The organism is Bradyrhizobium sp. dw_78 (assembly GCF_018449525.1).
In the GTDB taxonomy this organism is placed as follows: domain Bacteria; phylum Pseudomonadota; class Alphaproteobacteria; order Rhizobiales; family Xanthobacteraceae; genus Bradyrhizobium.
The window spans coordinates 237051-259428 of sequence record NZ_JAAVUS010000008.1; the positions used below are offsets into that span (position 1 = coordinate 237051).

Annotated in this window: 21 protein-coding genes; 13 read left to right on the forward strand and 8 right to left on the reverse strand. The window is 62.8% G+C overall.

The genetic code is table 11. From position 1 onward, the window contains the following. Positions 1 to 160: 160 nt before the first annotated feature. The 3 genes from HB630_RS21020 to HB630_RS21030 form a co-directional block, all read right to left on the reverse strand. On the reverse strand, positions 161 to 1642 hold the full coding sequence (locus tag HB630_RS21020; RefSeq protein ID WP_213774261.1) for an amidohydrolase: 1482 nt from the start codon (positions 1640 to 1642) through the stop codon (positions 161 to 163). Between the two features lie 221 nt (positions 1643 to 1863). After that, positions 1864 to 2184: a hypothetical protein gene (locus HB630_RS21025; RefSeq protein ID WP_213774262.1), complete on the reverse strand. Its 321-nt coding sequence runs from the start codon at positions 2182 to 2184 to the stop codon at positions 1864 to 1866. A 182-nt stretch (positions 2185 to 2366) separates the two neighbouring features. Further along, positions 2367 to 2711 carry a beta/gamma crystallin-related protein gene (locus HB630_RS21030; RefSeq protein ID WP_213774264.1) on the reverse strand — a complete coding sequence of 115 codons (345 nt, stop codon included), beginning with the start codon at positions 2709 to 2711 and terminating at the stop codon, positions 2367 to 2369. Between the two features lie 395 nt (positions 2712 to 3106). Between HB630_RS21030 and HB630_RS21035 the strand changes: the two genes are divergently transcribed. The 7 genes from HB630_RS21035 to HB630_RS21065 are packed head-to-tail and all read left to right on the forward strand — an operon-like array spanning position 3107 to position 11071. Next, positions 3107 to 3985 (forward strand): xanthine dehydrogenase family protein subunit M, encoded by an 879-nt coding sequence (locus tag HB630_RS21035; protein WP_213774265.1) that lies wholly within the window; start codon positions 3107 to 3109, stop codon positions 3983 to 3985. Further along, the gene (locus tag HB630_RS21040; RefSeq protein WP_213774267.1) at positions 3975 to 4466 is read left to right on the forward strand and encodes a (2Fe-2S)-binding protein; all 492 of its coding nucleotides are present in this window, start codon (positions 3975 to 3977) and stop codon (positions 4464 to 4466) included. Before HB630_RS21035 ends, HB630_RS21040 begins: the two co-directional genes overlap by 11 nt. Continuing rightward, entirely contained in the window at positions 4463 to 6814 is a 2352-nt protein-coding gene (locus tag HB630_RS21045; protein ID WP_213774269.1) for a xanthine dehydrogenase family protein molybdopterin-binding subunit, read from the forward strand. Before HB630_RS21040 ends, HB630_RS21045 begins: the two co-directional genes overlap by 4 nt. Further along, on the forward strand, positions 6811 to 7929 hold the full coding sequence (locus HB630_RS21050; protein WP_213774271.1) for a ring-opening amidohydrolase: 1119 nt from the start codon (positions 6811 to 6813) through the stop codon (positions 7927 to 7929). The genes HB630_RS21045 and HB630_RS21050 overlap by 4 nt, the downstream gene beginning before the upstream one ends. Positions 7930 to 7970: 41 nt before the next feature. Then, positions 7971 to 9137 carry an FAD-dependent monooxygenase gene (locus HB630_RS21055; RefSeq protein WP_213774273.1) on the forward strand — a complete coding sequence of 389 codons (1167 nt, stop codon included), beginning with the start codon at positions 7971 to 7973 and terminating at the stop codon, positions 9135 to 9137. A gap of 13 nt (positions 9138 to 9150) precedes the next feature. Beyond that, positions 9151 to 9672, forward strand: coding sequence for a VOC family protein (locus HB630_RS21060; RefSeq protein ID WP_213774275.1), 522 nt, complete (start codon positions 9151 to 9153; stop codon positions 9670 to 9672). 4 nt (positions 9673 to 9676) lie between these two features. Then, positions 9677 to 11071: an amidase gene (locus tag HB630_RS21065; RefSeq protein ID WP_213774277.1), complete on the forward strand. Its 1395-nt coding sequence runs from the start codon at positions 9677 to 9679 to the stop codon at positions 11069 to 11071. Position 11072: 1 nt separating this feature from the next. Here the strand turns inward: HB630_RS21065 and upp are convergent, their stop codons facing one another. Beyond that, positions 11073 to 11708 (reverse strand): uracil phosphoribosyltransferase, encoded by a 636-nt coding sequence (upp, locus tag HB630_RS21070; protein ID WP_213774279.1) that lies wholly within the window; start codon positions 11706 to 11708, stop codon positions 11073 to 11075. 148 nt (positions 11709 to 11856) lie between these two features. After that, entirely contained in the window at positions 11857 to 12084 is a 228-nt protein-coding gene (locus HB630_RS21075) for a hypothetical protein (RefSeq protein WP_213774282.1), read from the reverse strand. A 219-nt stretch (positions 12085 to 12303) separates the two neighbouring features. On the opposite strand from HB630_RS21075, the gene HB630_RS21080 reads away from it, so the two are divergent. The 5 genes from HB630_RS21080 to pucL all read left to right on the forward strand — a co-directional run bounded on the left by HB630_RS21080 (position 12304) and on the right by pucL (position 16064). Beyond that, positions 12304 to 12606 (forward strand): hypothetical protein, encoded by a 303-nt coding sequence (locus tag HB630_RS21080; protein ID WP_213774284.1) that lies wholly within the window; start codon positions 12304 to 12306, stop codon positions 12604 to 12606. Positions 12607 to 12721: 115 nt separating this feature from the next. Next, positions 12722 to 13135, forward strand: a complete 414-nt coding sequence (locus HB630_RS21085; RefSeq protein ID WP_213774286.1) for a DUF3830 family protein — start codon at positions 12722 to 12724, stop codon at positions 13133 to 13135. Between the two features lies 1 nt (position 13136). Beyond that, on the forward strand, positions 13137 to 14072 hold the full coding sequence (gene puuE / locus HB630_RS21090; RefSeq protein WP_213774288.1) for an allantoinase PuuE: 936 nt from the start codon (positions 13137 to 13139) through the stop codon (positions 14070 to 14072). 12 nt (positions 14073 to 14084) lie between these two features. Further along, positions 14085 to 14972 (forward strand): 2-oxo-4-hydroxy-4-carboxy-5-ureidoimidazoline decarboxylase, encoded by an 888-nt coding sequence (gene uraD, locus HB630_RS21095; RefSeq protein ID WP_213774289.1) that lies wholly within the window; start codon positions 14085 to 14087, stop codon positions 14970 to 14972. A gap of 252 nt (positions 14973 to 15224) precedes the next feature. Next, complete coding sequence (gene pucL, locus HB630_RS21100; RefSeq protein ID WP_213774291.1) at positions 15225 to 16064, forward strand: factor-independent urate hydroxylase; 840 nt, start codon at positions 15225 to 15227, stop codon at positions 16062 to 16064. A 95-nt stretch (positions 16065 to 16159) separates the two neighbouring features. Here pucL and HB630_RS21105 read toward each other — a convergent pair whose 3' ends face one another. Next, a complete protein-coding gene (locus HB630_RS21105; protein ID WP_213774293.1) occupies positions 16160 to 18889 on the reverse strand; it encodes a molybdopterin-dependent oxidoreductase in 2730 nt (909 codons plus the stop codon). After that, positions 18886 to 19713, reverse strand: coding sequence for an FAD binding domain-containing protein (locus tag HB630_RS21110; protein ID WP_213774294.1), 828 nt, complete (start codon positions 19711 to 19713; stop codon positions 18886 to 18888). The genes HB630_RS21105 and HB630_RS21110 overlap by 4 nt, the downstream gene beginning before the upstream one ends. A gap of 164 nt (positions 19714 to 19877) precedes the next feature. Between HB630_RS21110 and HB630_RS21115 the strand changes: the two genes are divergently transcribed. Beyond that, positions 19878 to 21224 (forward strand): 8-oxoguanine deaminase, encoded by a 1347-nt coding sequence (locus HB630_RS21115; protein WP_213774295.1) that lies wholly within the window; start codon positions 19878 to 19880, stop codon positions 21222 to 21224. A 69-nt stretch (positions 21225 to 21293) separates the two neighbouring features. Here the strand turns inward: HB630_RS21115 and HB630_RS21120 are convergent, their stop codons facing one another. Then, entirely contained in the window at positions 21294 to 22376 is a 1083-nt protein-coding gene (locus HB630_RS21120) for a BMP family ABC transporter substrate-binding protein (RefSeq protein WP_213774297.1), read from the reverse strand. Between the last annotated feature and the right edge of the window lie 2 nt (positions 22377 to 22378).

Below are 22378 nucleotides of genomic sequence, written 5' to 3' on the forward strand. Positions count from 1 at the left end.
GTTCTACGCCTAAGCACGACTCCGGTTGCGCTTGGAGCATTTTGAGCGAAGTGGATACCGGTTCGCGTGAAGAAGATGCGCCAAAACAAGAATCCAGAGATTCGGCTCTTAGCTCAATCAGAGCCGAATCTCTGGGATGATGTGCAAGGATAGAGCTTGATTAGTGAACGTGAGGTTCGAACGCTGGCGCGTCCGCAACCAATCCGCTGCAATACTGGCCAACGATCGGCTGAAAGCGTTCGATCATTGTCTTCAAGGAGGCTGTTGTTCCAATCAAATCTTCAGCCAGCGATCGCGCGCGCTGAACCAGATTGGGATAGTCGATGGTAAGATGCTTTCCATTCTCGTAGAGCATCTTCCCGGCAACCATCACACCTTTAATCGCGCTGCCGTCTTCCCCGTAAACGATTTGGTTGACCGGATTGCCCAGGGGCACGAGCGGACCTGAGCTGAGATCGAGGAAAACCAGGTCAGCCATGGCGCCAACCTTGATGGCGCCGATGTCGCTGCCAAAGCCAAGCGCCTTGGCGCCCCCGACAGTGCCGGCATGCAGAGCCTCTCGGGCTGACAGCCAAAGCTGGTTGCTCCGTTCCGACAGTCGCGAGACCAAGGCCGCGAGCCGAATCGCCTCAAACAGATTCAACGTATCGGAGGTCACGGCCGCATCGGTACCGATCGCAACATTGATGCCCGCTGTGAGCATGCGTCGGACCCGCGCGACACCGGAGCCAAGCCGTAAATTGCTGGTCGGATTATGCGACACGGAGCAGCCATGTTCGGCGAGAAGGCTCATATCATTGTCATCCAGCCATACACCGTGAGCGGCGGTAAATTTCGGGGATAGAAGTCCAAGTTTGGCCAGATGCGATACCGCTGTTGAATTGTGGACCCGCGGCGCAACGATGGACTGCATCCGCGATTCGGCAACATGCATTTGCAGGCCGATCTCATAGTCGTTGGCAAGATCGCGGCAAGCGATCAGGAATTCGTCCGTGCAGTGGTGGGGTATCGTTGGCGCAAGCGCGGGCCTGATCAAAGTTCGATCGAAAGCCCAGTTCTGTAGGATGCTGCGGCAGCGTGCGATCGATTCTTGATGTGAGGCAAAGCGGATGCCGTCCGCCTCCTTTCGAACCGGTTCTGGCATTACTTCAAGTAGACCCGGTATCGATTGATAGAATGAACGATCGGCCATCATCGGCGCGATCACAGCCCTCATTCCGATATCGTTGTAGGCTCGCGCGACCGCTTCAACGCCTTCGCGGGTGGGAGCCGGGAATTCGCTGAAGAGATCGTAGGCCGCCGTACAACCCTTGCGTACGAGTTCGGCTGCACTCAGTAGCGCCGCGACATAATGAATCTCGGGGTTGCGCCGTCCGCCGAGCCAAGGAAACGCGTTTAGCAGAAGCTCCAAATTCCAGTTCTCGTTCATTCCCCTGGATAAACTCATCTGTCCGTGGGTATGCGCGTTAACCAGGCCCGGCATGATCAGGCGCTCTGTCGCATCGACCCGGCATGCGTCCGCGACCGGCGTTTGGGGCGGAACGATATCCTTGATCCGGCCGTCTTCGACAACGAGGTCGCAAGACCGACCCGGTCCGTCATCCGGTTGCAGCACCAGTCCGCCAACAATATGCTGCCGCATTATTTCACCCGTTTTCTTTTCGTTAAAGCTACCGTATCGCACATATTATAGCGATCGAATGGCGTTAGGCGACATTCAGTCGGCTGGATTATGCTCCGAATAGCGAAAAGTCTCCAAGAGTCCGTTTGAAAACCATGGATGGGCGATGCTACGGATGAGGAGTGCGGTGGTTCGTTCGCGCGGCCGGCACAAGGCGGCCGTAACCAGCGGCTGGCCTGTACCTAGTTCATTGTTCTCTGCACGAACGCCGATCCTTGCGTCATCACGCACAGGTACGAATAGGTTTCTTGTTCACCTTCCGTCACGACATCGATGTCCACGATGATCGGTCGCGCCTGGCCCTTCCACGTCGCCAGGACCGCTGCCGGGACGGGACGAGTCCGGGATCCCTTGACCGCGAGGCCGGTGATGTGCGGCAGCGCGCCCGCAGCCTTGGAGAGGCAGGCCTGATCGATGCGGGCGCAAGCGTTCGAAACAGCAAACAGCGTCGCCGAAACGGCGACCGTCAACGTGATATGCATTCGATGGCTGCGGCGCATCATGGAAATAGAACATACAATTGTCGAACTGTCGAACGGCCGGTCGCGAGTCCGCTGATGTGGTCATTGATGTGCGGCAGGTGGGCAACATGTCCCGCCGCTTTCGTAACGGGATACGTTCGTGGCGGGACATGTTGCCGTGGTCGCGCGACTATACGCGGCGTAATCGGATCGTCTAGCGTCCGTTACAGCTTCGATGAGACCAGCCTGCCTGGCGCGGTCGAAACGTGACCCGCAGGTTTCGCTAAGGCGGTGTCGATGGGTTGCAGCGACGAAATGCTGTTGATCGCGTTACCGCCCAGATACTGCCCGAGCTGCGTATAGAGTCCGGGGCCGAGCGTACCGAGATAGGATGGCTGCTCGAAATTCCAGTCCCTGAAGAATTGCCACTCGCCTTCAAGGACGACGATCGACTGCGTCTTGTCGTTCATGGAGTCGTCGTCGGAGGCATTGAGGTTGGCTTCGGCCCGGAAGACATGCTTGTGATTGCCATGAAAGAAGGGCTTTTCAAATAATATGACGTGAGCCATTTCGCTTCTCCTTGGGTTGTGCCCATCCCGCTTGGAACATAGACCGGGATGGCCGACATGACTGTGCGCCAGCTCACATGTCCCGCCGCGTCGGTCCGGGACTTAAACGGGCCTGTTGCGGAGAGGGACCGTCGTTCCCGGCTTTCAGCCCCGGATAGCGGGCCGACATGTCCAGCATCGGCGATGCCATGATGGGATTGCGGCAAAGGTTGTTAGTTCTGCCTCGCTCAATGTTTGCGCACGCCGACAGAATTATGAGCAGGGATTCGCTGTATTTCCATGCAGTTCGCCCGTTCAATTTGCCCGCCTGCTTTTGACTTGCCGTGTTCGGCGACAGATACTTTCAATGTCGTTGCCGCAAAAGCGTGGGCGCTGTCCCTTCGAACCGAGCATTTATGAAGCCTGCTCCTTTCAAATACATCGCAGCTTCGTCACTCGATCATGCGCTTTCCCTGAAAGCAGAATATGGCGACGACGCCCGCTTCCTCGCGGGCGGGCAGAGCCTGATTCCGGCGATGAATTTCCGGCTGTCGCGGCCTTCGGTGCTAATCGACATCAACCGCCTTTCAGATCTGGCCGGCGTCGACTGGCCGGAAGGTAACGACATCCGCGTCGGCGCACTGACCCGTTACCGCAATCTCGAGCGCAACCGCGACTTCCTGGCGGCCTGTCCGCTGTTCGCCGACGCGTTGCCGCATATCGCGCATCCGCAAATCCGCAATCGCGGAACGATCGGCGGCAATCTTTCGCATGCCGACCCGGCTTCCGAACTCCCGGCGCTGGCGGTGGCGATGCAGGCGCGAATGCGGATCAAATCTTCAGCGCGTGAACGTGAGGTGGTGGCTGCGCAATTTTTCCAGGGATTGCTGACGACCGATATCGAGGCCGACGAGATGCTGGTCGGCGTTACATTTCCTCCGCTGGCGCCGCGTACCGGGACCTCGTTCATGGAGGTCGCGCGGCGGCGCGGCGATTTCGCATTGGCCGGCGTGGCGGCGATGGTCACGCTGGATCAAGAGGGGCGCTGTGCGGCGGTCCGGCTTGCGCTGTGCGGCGTCGGCGAGACGCCGGTCGACGCCAGTCAGGCCGTCAGCGCTCTGGTTGGAGAACGCTGCACCGGCGCGGCGATCGATGACGTGATCGCGGGTGTCCAGGAGGTGATCGAGCCGGCCGGCAATGTCCACGCCAGCCCGGATTATCAGCGGCATATCGCCGGCGTGCTGGCCAAGCGCGCTCTGATGACAGCGCATCGGCGGACCGGCCATGACGCCTGACCGACACGAGATCGCGGTCACGGTCAACGGCATGGCCTACCGTAGCACGGCCGACGCCCGCCTGCTGCTGAGTGATTTCCTGCGTCACGAATTGCGGCTGGCCGGCACGCATGTCGGCTGCGAACATGGCGTGTGCGGCGCCTGCACGGTTCTGCTCGACGGGATTGCGGTTCGCTCCTGCCTGATGCTTGCGGTTCAGGCCGATGGGCATGAACTCACGACCATCGAGGGCCTCGCAACCGATGATGGCGCGCTGAGCCCGCTGCAAACGGCGATGCACGACCATCACGGCCTGCAATGCGGCTACTGTACGCCCGGCATCCTGATGACGGTGACGGCGTTTCTGGAGGAAAACAAATCACCGTCGGAAGACGATGTGCGGGAGGCGCTGTCGGGCAATCTCTGCCGCTGCACCGGCTATCAGAATATCGTCGACGCCGTGCTGGCGGCGGCCGCGGCCATGCGGGGTGTGGCGCCATGACGACGCGGTATTTCGGCGCTCCGGTCAAACGTAACGAAGACCGCCGATTGCTGACCGGGCAGGCGTTGTTCATCGATGATGTCGAACTGCCGGGAATGCTGCATGTCGCGTTCCTGCGCAGCCAGGTGGCCCACGCCCGCCTCAAAAGCGTGGACGTCTCGGCGGCCCTGAAACGCCCCGGCGTCGTGGCGGCCTACACCGCTCACGACCTCGGCGCCTATTGGCAGCCGGGGCCGCTGCTGGTTCCCCCGCCGCCGATTGCCGGAATCGTCTTCAACCTGCGAACCCAGGTGCCGCTCGCCAAGGACAAGATCCGCCATGTCGGTGAGCCGCTGGCGATCATCGTCGCCGAAAGCCGCTATCTCGCTGAAGACGCGCTCGACGACGTGGTGGTGGACATGGAAGTGCTGCCCGCGGTGGTCGATATCGAGCAGGCGTTGAGCCAAGCGTCGGTCCTCGTACACGACGATCTCGACTCCAATGTTTCGGCGCATGTGCATCAGAGCCGGGGCGATTATCGCGTCGCCGCGGCCCGCGCCGACCGGATTCTCAAGCGCCGCTTCCGCTACGAGCATGGCATATCGTCGACGATCGAAACCCGCGGCGTGGTGGCGCAATGGGACGCGCGCGCCAGTCAGATGACGATCTGGGACACGACCCAAGCGCCGGTATTCGTTCGCAACGGGCTCGCCGGCGTGCTCGGTCTGAGCGAGCGCCAGGTCCGTGTCATCGCGCCCTTTGTCGGCGGCGGCTTCGGGCCGAAGATCATGATGTTCTATCCCGAAGAAGTGGCGCTGCCGTGGATCTCGATGCGGCTCAACCGCCCGGTGAAATGGATCGAGGACCGGCTTGAGCATTTCTTCGCAACCACCCATGAACGCGGCCAGATTCACGACGCGGAAATGGCGATCACCGGCGATGGCCGCATCCTCGGCATCAAGGATGTTTTCCTGCATGACGGCGGCGCCTACGATCCCTATGGCCTTACCGTCCCGATCAACAGCCAGTGTACGCTGCTCGGCCCTTACGTCGTGCCAGCCTATGATTCCACCTTCACGGCGGTGTTCACCAATCTGCCGATCGTGACGCCCTATCGCGGTGCGGGCCGCCAGCACGGGGTGTTCGTGATCGAGCGCTTGCTCGATCTGGCCGCGCATGAATTGCAGATCGATCCCGCGGAGATCAGGCGCCGCAACCTGATTCCGGCCGATGCGTTTCCGTACAAGAACGAGATCATCTACCAGGATTTTCAGCCGCTCGAATATGACAGCGGCAATTACGAGCCGGTGCTCGACAAGGCGCTGGAGGTGATCGGCTATGCCGACTTCGTCGGCGGCGGGCAGGCGGAGGCACGCGCATTGGGCCGCTGCGTCGGCATCGGTGTCGCCTGCTATGTCGAGGGCACCGGCATCGGGCCTTACGAAGGCGCCAAGGTCCAGGTTCAGGCCAACGGCAAGGTGAGCGTGGCGACCGGCATCGGCACGCAGGGCCAGGGCCATTTCACGAGCTTCGCCCAGATCGCCGCTGACCAGCTCGGTGTCGATGTCACCGACGTCGACGTCGTCACCGGCGATACCGATCAGTTCTATTGGGGCGCCGGCACCTTTGCCAGCCGCGGCGCGGTCGTCGCTGGCAACGCCGTCAACGAAGCCTCGCGCGTGGTGCGGCAGAAAGCCCTGAAGCTCGCCAGCGACGCCTTCGAATGTTCGGAGGATGATCTGGTGATCGCCGACGGCAAGGTCTCGATCGTCGGCATCCCCGAGAAATTCATCCGCCTCGGCGAACTCGCCCAGCGCGCCAACCCGATGCGCGGCGCGGTCAAGCCCGGCACCGAGCCAGGGCTGGAATCGACGCAATATTTCGGACCGCCGAGCGGGGCGACGGCGAACGGCGTTCACGCCATCATGGTCGAGGTCGATCCCCTGACCTTCGACGTGAAGATCCTCAAATATGTCGTGGTGCATGATTGCGGCACGGTCATCAATCCGATGATCCTGGAAGGCCAGATCCACGGCGGCGTCGCGCAGGGGATCGGCAACGCGTTCTACGAAAAATTATCGTTCGACGATCAGGGGCAGCTCCTGAACGCCTCGCTGGCGGATTATCTGCTGCCGACCGCGCTCGAAGTGCCGCGCATGGAACTTGCGCATACCACGACGCCGTCGCCGCTCAACCCGCTAGGGATCAAGGGCGCCGGCGAGGCGGGCGCGATCCCGGTCGGCCCGTTGTTCGCGCAGGCGATCGAGGACGCCTTGCAGCTCAAGCAAAGGAAGGTCGAGCTTCTGGAAATTCCGCTGAGCCCGAGTCGCGTGTTCGAGCTGACGCGGGGAGCGAGGGAGGAGCCATGAGGACGGCGCGCGTTTTCAGATTGTCGATGGCGCATCCCGGCGACCTGTCCGAACTCGAAGGCCTGATCGCGGACGGAACCGTCCGCGCCGCCGAAATCGCCGCCATCATTGGCAAGACCGAGGGCAATGGCGGCGTCAACGATTTTACCCGCGGCTATTTCACCCAGACCTTGATGGCGCTGCTGTCGACGCATTTGAACAGACCGGCGGCGCAATTGCTGCACGAAATCCCCTGCGTGCTGTCCGGCGGCACCGAAGGCGTCATGAGCCCGCATTACAGCGTGTTTTGTGTCTCCGAGAGCGAAGCCGCGCCGGTCCATGATTTAGCGCTCGCCGTCGGCACCGCCTTCAGCGCGCCGGTCGCGGCGGAAATCGTCGGGCGGCGCGCGCATGTCGACAGCGTCGCGGCAGCGGTGCGCCAGGCGGTCGCCAATGCCGGGATCGAACGGCTGGAGGACGTCCATTTCGTCCAGGTCAAATGCCCCTGCGTCACGGTGGCCCGCGCGGCGGCGGCGATCGCCGCGGGCAAGGCGCCGCTGACCAGCGATCCCGGCAAGTCGATGGCCTATGCCCGCGCGGCGGGCGCGTTCGGCGTCGCGCTGGCGCTGGGTGAAATCAAGCCGGATGATTTTGACGACGCATCGCTGCTCGGCGATTTCACCCTCCAGTCGCCGCGCGCCAGCATCTCTTCCGGCGTCGAGGTCGAGAGCAATGAGGTCGTCGTGCTCGGCAACAGCCCGCATTGGGCAGGTCGGCTCCGGATCGCGCACCGTCCGATGATCGACGCGCTGGATATCGGCGCCGTCGTCGATGTGCTCGCCGATCTCGGGATATCGGCCAATCCGCAAGTCGCCGCGGCCGCCGCGACCAGAATCGCGAGCGTGCTGGTGAAATGCGAACCCGACCGCCGCGGCAGGATCCGCGGGCAGAGGCATACCATGCTTGACGATACCGATATCAACGCACAGCGCCATATTCGCGGCGCGGTCGCGGGACTGGTGGCCGGCGTGATCGGCGACGGCCGGATTTTCGTTTCTGGCGGCGCCGAGCATCAGGGGCCCGACGGCGGCGGCCTGATCGCGGTGGTCGCTTCACAGGATCGGGGCAACGTCTGATGCGGATCGTGATCATAGGCGCCGGGGTTGCAGGCTGTGTGATGGCGCGTCGGCTTGCGCTGCTGGGGGGCGTGGAGGTGACATGCCTCGAGCGGGTGTCGCGCGACGATCATTCCGAGGCGGGCACCGGTCTCAATGTCGGTCCGAACGCCGTCAAGGCGCTGAGCCTCATCGATCCCGATCTGACCGATCGCATCACCGAGGGAAGTTTTTTCTGGCGCAACTGGCGCATCTCGCTCACCGACGGCACGGTGCTGTTCGATCTGCCGCTGACCAGGGTGGCGGAAGGTCCCGGATGGCGGATCCGCTGGTCGGAGCTCTATCGCATCCTGCGCGACGCGGCTGAGCCGCACATTTCCTATGGTTGCGAAATCACCCATGTCGGCCGCGACAGTGCCGATCCGCGCAAAACCTCGATCGCCTGGACGCAGAACGGACTCGAGCGCCGGCTTGACGGGATCGATCTCCTGATCGCGGGCGACGGGCGTTATTCCAGCGTGCGGCGCACGATTTCCGGCGAACCGGGCGTGCGGCACGCCGGCGTCGCGATTTTCCGGGTGCTGGTCCCCGATACGTCGGGCGGACTGATCGACGATTACGAACAATGGTTCAACGGACCCAATCGGCTGCTAGCCTTTCGCGTGCCGCCCGGCCATGTCTACATCGCCGGGAGTTTTCCGATCGCGCCGGAAGCGCCGATCACGGACGGCATGAAAGCGCCCGGCGTCTTGCGCGCGGCCTATACGCCGCCCGGCGCGCCGCCCAGCGACCAGGCGCGCTGGATGATCGATGTGATTTGCCGGAACAGCACCGAAACCCATTGGGCGCGCATGCAGGAGCACGACGTGCAGTACCGCGCCGCCGATTGCAATGTGCTCTATCTCGGCGATGCTGCGCATGGCATGGTGCCGACGCTTGGGCAAGGCGCGACGCAGGCGCTCGAAGATGCCGCCACCGCCGCGACGCTGATCACGAAGCGCTACAACAGCGGCAGCCGCGACATCGGCGGCTGGTTGAAGGAGTTCGAGGCCTTGCGGCAGGATCGCATGCGTTTCGTCATGGAGTTTTCGCTCGACGCCACCGATACGATGCTGGCGGGCGCCGACCCGGTCGAGGGAACCGGGCACAAGAATGAAGCGCCGTTTCAGAACCGGTTGAAGGCGCTTTATCGGGACGTTGGATTGCCGTCGCAAGAAACCGCACCTTGAGGAGACGAACGCCATGACCGCACTCGCCGAGACGAAACTGCCGATCGCGACCGTTCACGGACTTTTTCACATCGCGATCAAGACCGAGGATCTTGCCGCCACCCGTAAGTTCTGGACCGACATCATCGGGCTGCGCGAATTTCCCCGTCCCGATTTCGGTTATCCCGGCGCGTGGCTGGGCTGCCCGCAACCCGGCGGCCTCGCCATCGTGCATGTCTATGCCGGCGGCCCGGCACTGGGTCCGGAAGGCAAAGCGCAGTCGGGTACCGCGGCGATCGATCATCTCTCGCTCTCGTGCTCCGGCTACCGTTCTTATGTTGCGCGCTTCAAGGCCGCGGGTCTCGCTTTTCGCGAGTTCATCGTGCCTGGCACGTCGCTGTGGCAGTTGTTCGTCTACGATCCGAGCGGGGTCCAGCTCGAATTGACGTTCGAGGCCGGGATCGAAGGCGAGGAGAAGCCGGACATGTCGCCCGGGCGCAAATACGTCGCGGGTTCGAGCTTCTTCGACAAGGCGATCTATCCCAAACTGGCGTGATGCGATGGATGATCGCGAGCGCCCGTTGTGGTCGCTTTCGGCGAGCGAACTTGGGATAGCCTATGCAAACGGATTGTCGCCGAATGACGTAACGGCGGCGACGCTTGCACGGATTCGGGACATCAATTCGCAGCTCAATGCGATCGTGACGCTCGATGAAGCCGGCGCGGTCAAGGCCGCGCAAGACAGCGCCCGGCGCTGGAAGGAGGGGCGCCAGCGAAATTCGTTCGACGGCGTGCCGGTCACGATCAAGGACAACATCCAGGCCGCCGGCTTGCGCGCGACCTGGGGAAGCCGGCTCTATCGCGATTTCGTGCCCGATCGGGATGAAACGCCGGTCGCGCGGCTGCGCGAAGCGGGCGCCGTCATTCTCGGGAAGACCAACGTGCCGGAATTGACGCTGCACGGCTACACCGACAACGCGCTGTTCGGTGTCACCGGAAATCCGTGGGACCCGCGGCTCACGCCCGGCGGCTCCAGCGGCGGCGCCGTCGCGGCCGTGGCTTCGGGCATGGGCGCGGTCGCGCTGGCCACCGACGGCGGCGGCTCGATCCGCCGTCCGGCGGCCCATACCGGCCTGGTCGGATTCAAGCCGTCGCGCGATATGGTTCCCCGCAACAACGGCTTTCCCGCGATCCTGCATAATTTCGAGGTCGTCGGGCCGATCGCGCGCTGCGTCGATGATGTCATCGGCGCGATGGCAATCATTGTGGGTCCGGTCTGGCCGCAGGCTGTGGGCGAGGGCGTGAGCGCGCGCCCGCGCATCGCCTACGCTCCGGGTTTCAGCGGCGTGCCGGTCGATCCCTATATCCGCGAAGTCATCGATCGCACGGTGGCTGACGGACGCTCGCTCGGCCTCGAGATCGAACGGGTTGCGCCGTTCGAACTGGCCGATCCGCTTGCCGAGGTCTGGCCGGTCATCAGCCAGACCGGCGTGGCCTGGCTGATGGCAGGGCAGGTGAATCGGATCGACGAGGTCTCTCCGGTGATTGCCGATATGGCGGCGGCCGGCGATCGCTATGCGGCAAAGGATTATCTGAACGCGCTCGATATCATTGCTGCGATGCAGCGAACGTTCGATCGGTTTTTCGAGCGTTACGATTTTCTGATCACGCCAGCGACGGCGGCGATGCCGTGGCCCGCGAAAGAATCCCATCCGCCCGTGATCGACGGCCAGCCGGTCGGTCCCCGCGGCCACGCGGTGTTTACGCCTTTTGCCAATGCGCTCGGCCTGCCGGCGATTTCGCTGCCGTGCCGCATCGATGACGGCGCATTGCCGGTCGGCGTTCAAATCGTTACTGCTGCGAATCGCGACCGGTCTTTGTTGTCATTCGCGCGCGAATTCGAAAGCCGGCTCTTCGTCCACCGCTGGCCGCCGCGGTTCGGGCCGGAAGGATAAATTATTTCGTGCCGAACATCCTGTCGCCGGCGTCGCCGAGGCCGGGCACGATATAGCTGTGGTCGTTCAGCTTCTCGTCGACCGCGGCGGTCCAGATCGGAATGTCGGGATGCTCATTCTGGAATTGCGCGATGCCTTCGGGGGCGGCGAGCAGGCAGACGAAGCGGATGTCGCGCGCGCCGCGGGTCTTGAGAAGCGCGGCTGCGGCACAGGCGGAATTTCCGGTGGCGAGCATCGGATCCATCAGGATCACCATGCGGTCCGACAGGTCTTGCGGCGCCTTGAAGAAATATTCGACCGCTTGCAAAGTCTTGGGATCGCGGTAGAGGCCGATATGCGCGACGCGCGCTGACGGCACCAGCGCCAGCATGCCATCGAGAAAGCCGACGCCGGCGCGCAAGATCGGTGCAAGGGTCAGCTTCTTGCCCGCGATCATCGGCGCTTTCATGGCGGCGATCGGCGTCTCGATATCGACCAGTTCCAGCGGCAGGTCGCGCGTGACCTCGTAACACAGCAGCATTCCGATTTCGTTCAGAAGCTCCCGGAAACTCTTGATGGAGCGATCGCGCTCCCGCATCAGCGAGAGCTTGTGCTGGACCAGGGGATGGCCGACGAGATGTAATGTTTCGGCAGACATATATTCGCTGTACAGGCTTCCGCGGATTTTCGCCAGAGAGCAGGTCTATAACCTGGGGATGGCGGGGAAAGCCGGATGGAAGGCTGTATAAAAGTCAAAGCCGGCCGCTGCTGCGGCCGGCTTTGGTTGGCTTGGGCGTACCCAGAGCTTAGTGGGCGACGGCGCCGGCTCCGGCGCTGTTCTGGTAACGGGCCCCATCGGATTCCGCTTGGGGACGAGTCCAGATCGCAGCGTTGGAGTCGCGGAACGATTGGTTGGCCTGCGCAGCTGTACTTACCGGCTTACGTACGTGATGCCGTTCGGTGGCAGCAGCCATCTGGACCGCCGAGGCGGTGATCAGGACCGTGCCGAGGATTGTTAAGATCGTCTTTCGCATTTTAGTTCTCCCAGTATTCGCGATCGTTGTCGCGAGGCTTCCACATATGTGGCGCGGGAGTTGATTGATATGACGCACTCAATCACGAAGCGGCGAGCAAATTTCTTGGTCAAATTTTTTTTCGACTAAAATTTCAGCAGCTTTGCCGCCTCGCCCCTGATAGACTGGCCGCAATCGATCTAATCCAGTGAAAAGGGGTGTCCGGTGCGGGTAAAGCCGATGAAAAAGGTGGTTTTTGCAGGTCTTCTTCTGGTGTCATCTTCGGTGGTTTCATCGCCGATTTGGGCCCAGACAAAATTGACACCCAGGAACACCGTCGCGCGCGTCGACAACTGCACCCCGATCGGCAAGACCGCGAACGGCACCTTGGTCTATTCGATGAAGTGCGAGAACCTGCCGGCGCCGCCGCCACCCCCGCCGCAGGCGGAAGCCGCTCCGGCCCCGGCAGCGCCGCCAGAGCCCGTGGTGGAGCGCAGCGGCCTTTTCGGCCTCTCCTATACGGTCAAACAGCCCGACCAGTAAGGGTTGGCCGCTCCAAAGCCGCTTTCAGGCGGCCTGGGCTGGAATACCTCTTGCTTGCGGGAATCCGCGGCCATGTCGGCATGAACATTCTCTTTCGATCGCGAGAAGGATTTTAATGAGCCAACTTGTTGTCCACGCCGGAGACTTTAAATTCGGGGCGCGTTTTGAAGAACAGCTGGCGCCCAAGACCTGCGCGGCCTTCCGCAAGGCGATGCCGTTCGAGAGCCAGGCGATCCATGTGCGCTGGAGCGGCGAGGGAGTCTGGATGCCGCTCGGTGATCTCGATTTCGGCGTCTCCTATGAGAACCACACCAGCTATCCGGCACCGGGCCAGATCATTCTTTATCCGGGCGGGATCAGCGAAACCGAGATCCTGTTGGCCTATGGCGGCGTACACTTCGCCAGCAAGATGGGCCAGCTTGCCGGCAATCACTTCATCACGCTGACCTCCGGCCTTGAGAATCTGGCTACGTTCGGCAAGACGGTGCTGTGGAAGGGCGCGCAGAAGATCCGCTTCGAGGAGGTTTGAGGTGGCCGAGGCCGGTTATCCCCGCGACCTGCGCGGTTATGGCCGCACCCCCCCGCATCCGCGCTGGCCTGGGAATGCCAGGGTCGCCGTACAGTTCGTCGTGAACTTCGAAGAGGGTGGCGAGAACAACATCCTGCATGGCGACCGGGCCTCGGAAGCGTTCCTGTCCGACGTGTTGGGCGCGCAGCCCTGGCCCGGGCAGCGCCACGCCAATGTCGAGTCGATGTTCGAATACGGCTCGCGCGCCGGCTTCTGGCGCCTGTGGCGGATTTTCACCGGACGCAAATTGCCGGTGACCGTCTTCGGCGTCGCGACCGCCTTGAAGCGCAATCCCGAAGTGGTTGCTGCGATGAAGGAAGCGCATTGGGATATCGCCAGCCATAGCCTGAAATGGGTCGAGCACAAGGACATGTCGGAAGCCGAGGAGCGCGTCGAGATCGCCGACGCGATCCGCGTTCATACCGAGGTCACCGGGCAACGCCCGCTCGGCTGGTACACTGGACGGACCTCCATCAACACCGTCAGACTGGTGCTGGAAGCCGGCGGATTTCTGTATTCCTGCGACTCCTATGCCGACGATCTGCCGTATTGGATCAAGGGGCCGGCGGGCCCGCATCTGATCATTCCCTACAGCCTCGATGCCAACGACATGCGTTTTGTCAACGCGCAGGGTTTTGGCGGCGGCGACCAGTTCTTCACCTATCTGAAGGACAGCTTCGACGTTCTTTACGCCGAAGGCGAAACATCGCCCAGGATGATGTCGGTTGGCCTGCATTGCCGGGTCGTCGGCCGGCCCGGCCGCGCGGCGGCGCTGATCCGGTTTCTCGATTACATCATGAAGCACGATGGGGTGTGGGTGCCGACGCGGTTGCAAATCGCGCAGCATTGGCACGCTAACCTCGTGCATCTTGCCGCTAATGCGCCAGAAATCGGATAGGGCGGAGACGACATGTCGCAAAAGACGCTTGCCGATCTGAACGCGTGCAGCAAGGACGAGTTCGTCGCTGAGCTGGCGAATATTTTCGAATACTCGCCGTGGATCGCCGAACAGGCGGCGGCCTCACGTCCCTTTGCCGGGGTCCAGCAATTATTCGATGCGATGAAGTCGGCCGTCGATCGCGCCTCGCCCGAGCTTCGTCTGGCCTTGATCAAGGCGCATCCCGATCTCGCCAACAAGACCCAGCGCGCCGCGGGCTTGACCGTGGAATCCAGCTACGAGCAGAACAGCCTGGGCCTCGATCGTTTGTCGGATGCCGAATACGAAGCATTCGAGCGCGCCAACAATGCTTACCGCGCCAGGTTTGGATTTCCTTACATCGTCTGCGCGCGCCGCCAGACCAAGGATTCGGTTCTGCGCGATTTCGACCGGCGTCTGACCAACGATGCGAGCGCCGAAATGCAGAAATCGATCGGGGAGGTCTGCCGGATCGCGGCGCTGCGGCTCGATCTGCTCGTCGTATCCGAGGACCGGCTGAAGGTGCATGGGCGCTTGTCGACCCATGTGCTGGACACCCATAGCGGCCGGCCGGCGCCGGGGATCGCGATCGAACTCGTCGAACTGTCCGAACTGGGCACGAGCCGCGTGGTCACGCGCACGGTGACGAATGCCGACGGCCGCACCGATCAGCCGCTGATCGGCGGCCGTCCGGTGCCGATCGGCCGTTATGAGTTGCAATTCAGCGTCGGCAGGTATTTTGCCGACCGTGGCGTCGCGCTATCCGATCCGCCGTTTCTCGATCAGATTCCGCTGCGCTTTTCGGTGAGCGAGCCGGAAGGCCATCTCCATGTGCCGCTTTTGGTGACGCCCTGGAGCTACGCGACCTATCGCGGTAGCTAATTCCTCCCGCGTGCCGGTTTGATGAAAGGCGCGGCAATCATGCCGAATATTCCGGCAGCGATGCCGGAGCATCGATGTCCCCGGCTGATGCGGACGGCGTGGCCGTCGCCATGCCACGCCGCAAAATCTTCGGCCATCGCGGCGGCTTGCCGTGAGAACGACTTGCCCCGTGGCATGAACGTTGCTCATTATTAGATCGGGCCGCCGAACCCGCATCGCGGCCGTTCGCCCGCAAAACCGGAGGAGTTTGCCGTGCCGCTGATCAAGAACAGATATGGAAAAGGCCGGGTCCGCGTCATGCGGCTTCACCGCGATGGCGAGCGGCACGAGGTCAGCCAGCTCAACATCAAGGCCATGCTCGAAGGCGATTTCGCCGGCACCTATACCCATGCGGATAATTCCAAGACAATCTCGACCGACACCATCAAGAACGTGGTCAATGTCGTGGCCCGCGAGAATACCGGGCTCGGCACCGAGGAGTTCTGTCAGGCGCTGGCGAAGAAATATTTCGACACCTATCCGCAGGTCAGCGCGGTCTCCATCACGGCGCATGAGACGAAATGGAACAGGCTGAGCTTTGGCGGCAAGCCGCATCCCCATAGTTTCGTGCTCGATGGCAATGGCAAGCCGTTCGTCGAACTGACCGCGACGCGCCAAAAATCGACGCTCGTCTCCGGCGTTGACGGCTTTACCTTCATGAAGGCGACCCAATCGGGCTGGGAGAACTACGTCAAGGATCGCTATACCACCATCAAGGAGACCAACGACCGTATCTGCGCCACCAGCATGTTGGCGTCCTGGAAATGGTCGGGCAAGCCGGCGAGCTATGCCGAGACGAACGCCAAAATCCTCGCAACCGTGCTGGAAGTGTTCAGCACGACCTACAGCGCGAGCGTTCAGGACAGCCTGTACCGGATGGGCGAGGCGGCGCTGGCGGCGGTGCCGGAGATTTCCGAAATCAGCATGGCCTGCCCGAACATGCATTATATCCCGATGAATCTTGCGCCGTTCGGGCTCGACAACAACAACGACGTGTTCCTGCCGACCGACGAGCCGCACGGGCAGATCGAATGCACCGTGGGACGCGGTTGAGCCGGCTTTTCATTGAGGGGTCGGTCCGGCAGTCCACCGCAGGAAAGATTCGAATTTGATGGATGCGCGGGTCAAGCCCGCGCATGACGAACGGTTTACTTTGAACCGAATTTCTCCTGCAACAGCGGCCACAGCCGGTCCGGCTTGAACGGCACCGAGGTGAAGCGGATGCCGGTTGCATCGGCAAGGGCGTTACCGAGTGCGGCGGCGACCGGGTTGTAAGGGCTTTCGCTCATCGATTTGGCGCCCATCGGCCCGATCGTATCCGTGGTATCGGCAAAGAACACTTCGGTTCGCGGAACGTCGGCGAAGGACGGCAGGTGATAATCGCGGAATTTCGGATTGATCACGCGGCCGCCGTCGTCGATGATCATCTCTTCGTAAAGCGTGGCGCCGAGCGATTGCGCAACGCCGCCCTCGACCTGGCCGCGGCACTGCATCGGGTTGGCGACCTTGCCGGCATCCGCGGCATGTACGCTCTTCAATATCCTGATTTCGCCGGTGCCCTTGTGTACCGCAACGCGGAAGCCCTGCACGTTGAAGGCGACCGAGCGCGGCGTGCCAGCCGAATCGCCACTCGCGGCGAGCGTCTTTCCCTGCCGGCGCGCGGCTTCCGCCAGTTGCGCGAATGACAGGCGTTGTTTGCCGCAGATGACGGAATCGTTTTCGAGGATGCAGGAATCCGCAGCGGCCCCCATGATCCCGGAAGCGAACGTCTTGAATTCGCTTGCGAGATTTTCCGCCGCCGTCTGTGTCGCGCGTCCGGCGACGAAGGTGCCGGCGCTGCCATAGGCGCCGGTGTCGTGGCCGCCATGCGCGGTGTCGGATTGCAAGAGACGAACCCGGTTGACCGTGGTCGCCAGCGCGGTGGCGGCGATCTGCCGATGCACGGTGCTGGTGCCGTTGCCGAATTCCGCGGTTCCGACGACGAGTTCAAATCCGCCATCGTCGCGCAACGAAATCCTGGCGTCGGCGATATGTCCGGCTGGCGGCACGGTATCGATCATGGTCAGCGCGATGCCGTCGCCGACCAGCCACTCGGCGGAGAGTTCGGTTTTAGGTCCGCCATCCTGCATCGCGCGCTCGACCAGATCGAGACATTGGTCGAGCCCGTAGCTGCCATAAAACACGTCGTGATATTCGGACTCGGGCGGCGACAGCATCGGGTCGCCCGGCTTCACGATATTGCGGCGGCGTATTTCGAACGGCGAGAGGCCGAGCTGTTTCGCCAGTTCGTCGATCGCGGCTTCCACCGCGAATATCGTTTGCGGCAGGCCATAGCCGCGAAACGCGCCGGCCGGCACCGTGTTGGTGTAGGCGACGACGGCGTCGACCTTCTTGTTCGGGCAATTGTAGACGCCGATGCATTCGCCGCAGGCGTGGAACAGCACCGGGCCGGCATGGTTGCCGTAAGCGCCGGTGTTGGAGAGCACGTCGAGCTGCAACGCCGTCAACCGGCCGTCCCTGTCGGCGCCGGCCCTGACCGTGACCCGCATCGGATGCCGCGTCGATGTCGAGATGAACTGTTCCTCGCGGGTGAGTTCGAACTTGACCGGGCGTCCGCTCTTCAGCGCGGCGAGCGCGAGAATATCCTCGACGAACATCTCCTGCTTGCCGCCGAAGCCGCCGCCGACGCGTTCGCAGAACACCCGGACCTTGTCGGCGGGGAGATCGAAAAGCTCGGCCAGCGCGCGGCGGGTGAGGAACGGCACTTGCGTGCTCGCGCGCACATTCAGGATGCCGGCGGCATCGACCCAGGCGATACCGCCATGGGTTTCGAGCGCCGCATGCTGGACCCGCTGGGTCGTGAACGTTCCCTCATAGCTGACGGCGGCTTGCACCAGGGCGCTGGCGACATCGCCATATTCGCCGTGGGTTTCGGCGACGATGTTGCGCGGCGCATCGGCGACGCGGTGTTCGGCGGCGGTCTTGTCAGGATGAATCGCCGGCGCGCCGGGTGCGATCGCCTGTGCGGGGTCGACCACCGCCGCAAGAATCTCGTATTCGACCTTGAGACGGCGGCAGCCTTCTTCGGCGGCGGCCTCGGTGTCCGCCAGCACGGCGGCGACTTTTTGCCCGATGAAGCGGACCACGTTGTCGAGCACGCGCGTATCGTCGGGGTCCATCCAAGCTTTCTCGTGCCGCGCCGTCGAGAACAGCCGGTCCGGCGCATCCTCCGAGGTCAGGACCATATGCACGCCCGGGACTTGCAGCGTGGCGGTCTTGTCGATTGCGACGATCCTGGCGTGGGGATGCGGCGAGCGCAGCATCTTGATGTGGAGCAGACCCTCGACGGCCATATCGAACGTATAGCGCGCCGCGCCCCGCACCACTTGCGGGCCGGCGGGGGCCGGCAGGCTGCGGCCGAACGCGGCGCCGGCATCGGCATCCTCGATGTTGTTCCTGCCTTGCAGCGCATCCTCGATCGCGCGATAGCCGGTACAGCGGCAGATATTGCCTTTCAGCGACGCGCCGAGATCCTGCCGCTGCCCCTGGTTCAGCGAGGCGCAGGTCAGGATCATGCCGGCGGTGCAGAAGCCGCATTGAAACGCCTGGGCGTCGAGAAAGGCCTGCTGCATCGGATGCGTGCCGCCGGCGGGCGCGAAACCCTCGATGGTGGTGATGGCATGGTCTTCGGCGCGGAAGGCTGGGATCAGGCAACTGTGAACCGGTTCGCCGTCGAGCAGCACGGTGCAGGCGCCGCAATCGCCGGCGTCGCAGCCTTTCTTGACGCCGAAATGTCCGAGTTGTCGCAGGAATGTTCGCAGGCACTGTCCGGGGTGAGGGGTCTCCGAGAATGACGTGCCGTTGATCTGGTAGGTCATGGCCGCGCCGGACCTTGCAGCTCGGCCCGGATTTCATCGGCCAGCCGCAGCGTCATGTGCTTGCGCCATGCGGGCTTGCCGTGGATGTCGGTGTGGTAAAGCGTGTCGGGGATGCGGTGCAGGATGGCTTCGCGAAGTTCATCCGCCTGCGGAATCCCCGCAAAGGAAAACTGAACGGGGCGCGCCGTCGACGCCGTCACCGTCAGCGCGAAGCTGCCTTCGCTGCTGATACTGCCGATCAGCAGCGCCGCGGAACGGCCGACCGGCGTCAGGGAAATCTGCCGGAAGGCCGAACGCCTTTTCAGCGCGGCGAGCGGAATATCGATCTGCCGCAACAGATCGCCCGGCTCCAGAACGTTGCGCTGACTGGCGGTGACGAAGTCCGCGACGCGGACGGTCTGCTCGCCGCCGCCGGCTTTCCAGATCGTGCAGACGCCGTCGAGCGCCGAGGTCAGCGAGATCATGGGACCGGCCGGCAGCGACATGCACAGATTGCCGCCGACGGTTGCCGTCTTCCAGATCTTGAAGGAGGCCAGAAAGGCGCGGCAGCATGAATTGATCAGGGGCGCGGCCAGCCATTCGGGCGGGCAGCCAAGGGCATCGAGTTGCGCGACGGTGCAGGTCGCGGCGATCGTAAGCCCGGCCTCGCCGATCGTCAGCGCCGGCCATTTCAGATCGGTGAGGTCGATGAGCCGCGTCAGATGCACCTGCGGCTCCGAGAACAACCATGTTCCGCCTGCGAGCCAAGCATCGCCTGCTGTCCAAACGGGCAATTGCGCCCGGCTTTGCGGATGGCTGACTTCCCTGATGGTGTTCAAATCCATGGATAGGCAAGAGCTTTCAATGAGATACTTCCCTGTATGAAAGTTCTTGCAAAACCGACGCCAACTCTTGCCCCGATCGGGCTGGTCCTTGAATTGCAAGGCAGCTTTAAACTTGTGTCGTCGAGACCGTTTTCACGCCCAATATCCGGGAGATGCTGCCGGCCATGAACCAAGCGCATGCGATCTGGATCAAAGACCCGCTGGCCATTCTCGCCGAAGGCGCCGAGCGCGGAATCGTCATCAAGGACGGCAGGATCGTCGAGCTGGTGCCGAAGGGCGGCCAGCCGGCGACGAGCGCGGCGTTCTTCGAAGCCGGCGACCATGTCGTCCTGCCGGGCTTGATCAACACCCATCACCATTTCTACCAGACGCTGACCCGCGCGCTGCCGGCGGCGATGGATCGCGAGCTGTTTCCGTGGCTGGAGGCGCTTTATCCGGTCTGGGCGAAGCTGACGCCGGCCTCGCTCGAACTCGGCGTCACGGTGGCGATGTCGGAGCTGCTGCTGTCCGGCTGCACCACCACGACAGATCATCACTACGTCTTTCCCGCTGGGCTCGAAGAGGCGGTCGATATCGAAGTCGGGGTCACCAGACGGCTGGGGATGCGGGCGTTGCTGACGCGCGGTTCCATGAACCGGTCGCAGCGCGACGGCGGGTTGCCGCCCGACAGCGTGGTGCAGGACGAGGATACGATTCTCGCCGACAGCGAACGGGTGGTGGCGAAGCACCACGAGCGCGGGCCTGACGCGATGGTGCAGATCGCGTTGGCGCCATGCTCGCCGTTTTCGGTCACGACCTCGCTGATGCTCGCCACTGCGGCGCTTGCCGAGAAGCTCGACGTGCGCCTGCATACCCATCTGGCCGAGACCGAGGACGAGAACAAGTTCTGCGAGCAGATCCACAATTGCCGGCCGCTCGATTATCTCGAACAATGCGGTTGGCTCAATGCGCGAACCTGGCTCGCACACGGCGTTCATTTCAACGCCGGCGAGATGAAGCGGCTGGGCAAGGCCGGGACGACGATCAGCCATTGTGCCTGCAGCAACCAGCTATTGGCGTCGGGCTGCTGCCCGGTCTGCGAGATGGAAGAAGCGGGGGTCGGGATCGGCCTTGGGGTCGACGGTTCGGCGTCGAACGACGGATCCAATTTGATGCAGGAAGTGCGCGCCGCGTTCCTGTTGCAGAGGGCGCGCTACGGCGTCAATCGTATCAGCCACAAGGATGCGTTGCGATGGGCCACCAAGGGGTCGGCGGCCTGCGTCGGCCGGCCCGAACTCGGTGAGATCGCCGTCGGAAAGGCCGCCGATCTTGCGCTGTTCAAGCTCGATGAGTTGCGTTTCTCAGGGCATGGCGATCCGCTGGCGGCGCTGGTTCTGTGCGGCGCGCACCGCGCCGACCGCGTCATGGTCGGCGGCAAATGGGTGGTGACCGATGGGACCATCCCCGGATTGGATGTGCCCGACCTGATCCGACGCCACAGCGCCGCGGCGCGGACGATGCAGCGCGGCTAATTCCACCTCTGAAACAAAAAGGTCCGGGCGTCGCCGCCCGGACCGGATGATTCAGCAAACTGATCCGCGTTATTTGCCCGGCATCTTGTCGTCGACACCTTTGACGTAGAAGTTCATGCTGAGGATCTGCTTGTCGGACAGATGGTCGCCGCCTTCGCACGGCACCGTCTTGCCGTCCTGGTCGACGACCGGACATTTGAACGGCTGCAACTTGCCTCCGGTGATGGCGGCCTGGGTTTCTTCGGCCATTTTCTTCACATCGTCAGGCATGTTGGTGTAGGGCGCCATCTGGAACATCTTGGTGTCGAGGCCGCCCCAGGTGTCCTCGGATTTCCAGGTGCCGTCGAGTTCGGCCTTGACGCGGGAGATGTAATAGGGCGCCCAGGTGTCCATGACCGACGTCAGCTGCACCTTGGGCCCGAACTTGATCATTTCGGAATCCTGTCCGAACGCCGGTTTGCCGCGCTCGCTGGCGATCTGCATCGCCGCCGGGCTGTCGGTGTGCTGCATGATCACGTCGGCGCCCTGATCGAGCAGCGCCTTGGCGGCATCGGCTTCCTTGCCCGGGTCGAACCAGGTGTTCGCCCAGATGATCTTGACCTTGATGTTGGGGTTGACGGTCTGCGCCCCCAGCATCGTGGCGTTGATGCCCGAGATCACTTCCGGGATCGGGAACGAACCGATATAGCCGAGCACGCCGTCCTTCGACATCTTGGCCGCGATCTGGCCCTGGATGAATCGGCCCTGGTACCAGCGCGACGAATAGGTCGCCATGTTCTTGTCGCGCTTGTAGCCCGAGCAATGTTCGAAATGCACGTTCGGGTATTTCTTCGCGACCTTGAGCGTCGGATCCATGTAACCGAACGAGGTGGTGAAGATCAGCTTGTTGCCGGCGCGCACCAGCTGCTCGATGGCGCGTTCGGCGTCGGGACCTTCGGGTACGTTCTCCAGATAGGTGGTCTCGATCTTGTCGCCGAATTCCTTGACCAGGGCCTGGCGCGCCAGCTCGTGCTGGTAGGTCCAGCCGAGGTCGCCGACCGGGCCGAGATAGATGAACCCGACCTTCAACTTGTCAGCGGCCCAGGCGGTACTGCCGATACTGCCCGCCAGAAAAAGCGCAGTCGCTGCCGCAAGAAATGTTCGTTTCCTCATCG

Excerpts from the sequence above, each read along its gene's own strand:
- HB630_RS21020 (WP_213774261.1), bottom strand. The coding sequence starts at position 1,642 with ATGCGGCAGCATATTGTTGGCGGACTGGTGCTGCAACCGGATGACGGA.
- HB630_RS21025 (WP_213774262.1), bottom strand. The coding sequence starts at position 2,184 with ATGATGCGCCGCAGCCATCGAATGCATATCACGTTGACGGTCGCCGTT.
- HB630_RS21030 (WP_213774264.1), bottom strand. The coding sequence starts at position 2,711 with ATGGCTCACGTCATATTATTTGAAAAGCCCTTCTTTCATGGCAATCAC.
- HB630_RS21035 (WP_213774265.1), top strand. The coding sequence starts at position 3,107 with ATGAAGCCTGCTCCTTTCAAATACATCGCAGCTTCGTCACTCGATCAT.
- HB630_RS21040 (WP_213774267.1), top strand. The coding sequence starts at position 3,975 with ATGACGCCTGACCGACACGAGATCGCGGTCACGGTCAACGGCATGGCC.
- HB630_RS21045 (WP_213774269.1), top strand. The coding sequence starts at position 4,463 with ATGACGACGCGGTATTTCGGCGCTCCGGTCAAACGTAACGAAGACCGC.
- HB630_RS21050 (WP_213774271.1), top strand. The coding sequence starts at position 6,811 with ATGAGGACGGCGCGCGTTTTCAGATTGTCGATGGCGCATCCCGGCGAC.
- HB630_RS21055 (WP_213774273.1), top strand. The coding sequence starts at position 7,971 with ATGGCGCGTCGGCTTGCGCTGCTGGGGGGCGTGGAGGTGACATGCCTC.
- HB630_RS21060 (WP_213774275.1), top strand. The coding sequence starts at position 9,151 with ATGACCGCACTCGCCGAGACGAAACTGCCGATCGCGACCGTTCACGGA.
- HB630_RS21065 (WP_213774277.1), top strand. The coding sequence starts at position 9,677 with ATGGATGATCGCGAGCGCCCGTTGTGGTCGCTTTCGGCGAGCGAACTT.
- upp (WP_213774279.1), bottom strand. The coding sequence starts at position 11,708 with ATGTCTGCCGAAACATTACATCTCGTCGGCCATCCCCTGGTCCAGCAC.
- HB630_RS21075 (WP_213774282.1), bottom strand. The coding sequence starts at position 12,084 with ATGCGAAAGACGATCTTAACAATCCTCGGCACGGTCCTGATCACCGCC.
- HB630_RS21080 (WP_213774284.1), top strand. The coding sequence starts at position 12,304 with ATGAAAAAGGTGGTTTTTGCAGGTCTTCTTCTGGTGTCATCTTCGGTG.
- HB630_RS21085 (WP_213774286.1), top strand. The coding sequence starts at position 12,722 with ATGAGCCAACTTGTTGTCCACGCCGGAGACTTTAAATTCGGGGCGCGT.
- uraD (WP_213774289.1), top strand. The coding sequence starts at position 14,085 with ATGTCGCAAAAGACGCTTGCCGATCTGAACGCGTGCAGCAAGGACGAG.
- HB630_RS21105 (WP_213774293.1), bottom strand. The coding sequence starts at position 18,889 with ATGACCTACCAGATCAACGGCACGTCATTCTCGGAGACCCCTCACCCC.
- HB630_RS21110 (WP_213774294.1), bottom strand. The coding sequence starts at position 19,713 with ATGGATTTGAACACCATCAGGGAAGTCAGCCATCCGCAAAGCCGGGCG.
- HB630_RS21115 (WP_213774295.1), top strand. The coding sequence starts at position 19,878 with ATGAACCAAGCGCATGCGATCTGGATCAAAGACCCGCTGGCCATTCTC.
- HB630_RS21120 (WP_213774297.1), bottom strand. The coding sequence starts at position 22,376 with ATGAGGAAACGAACATTTCTTGCGGCAGCGACTGCGCTTTTTCTGGCG.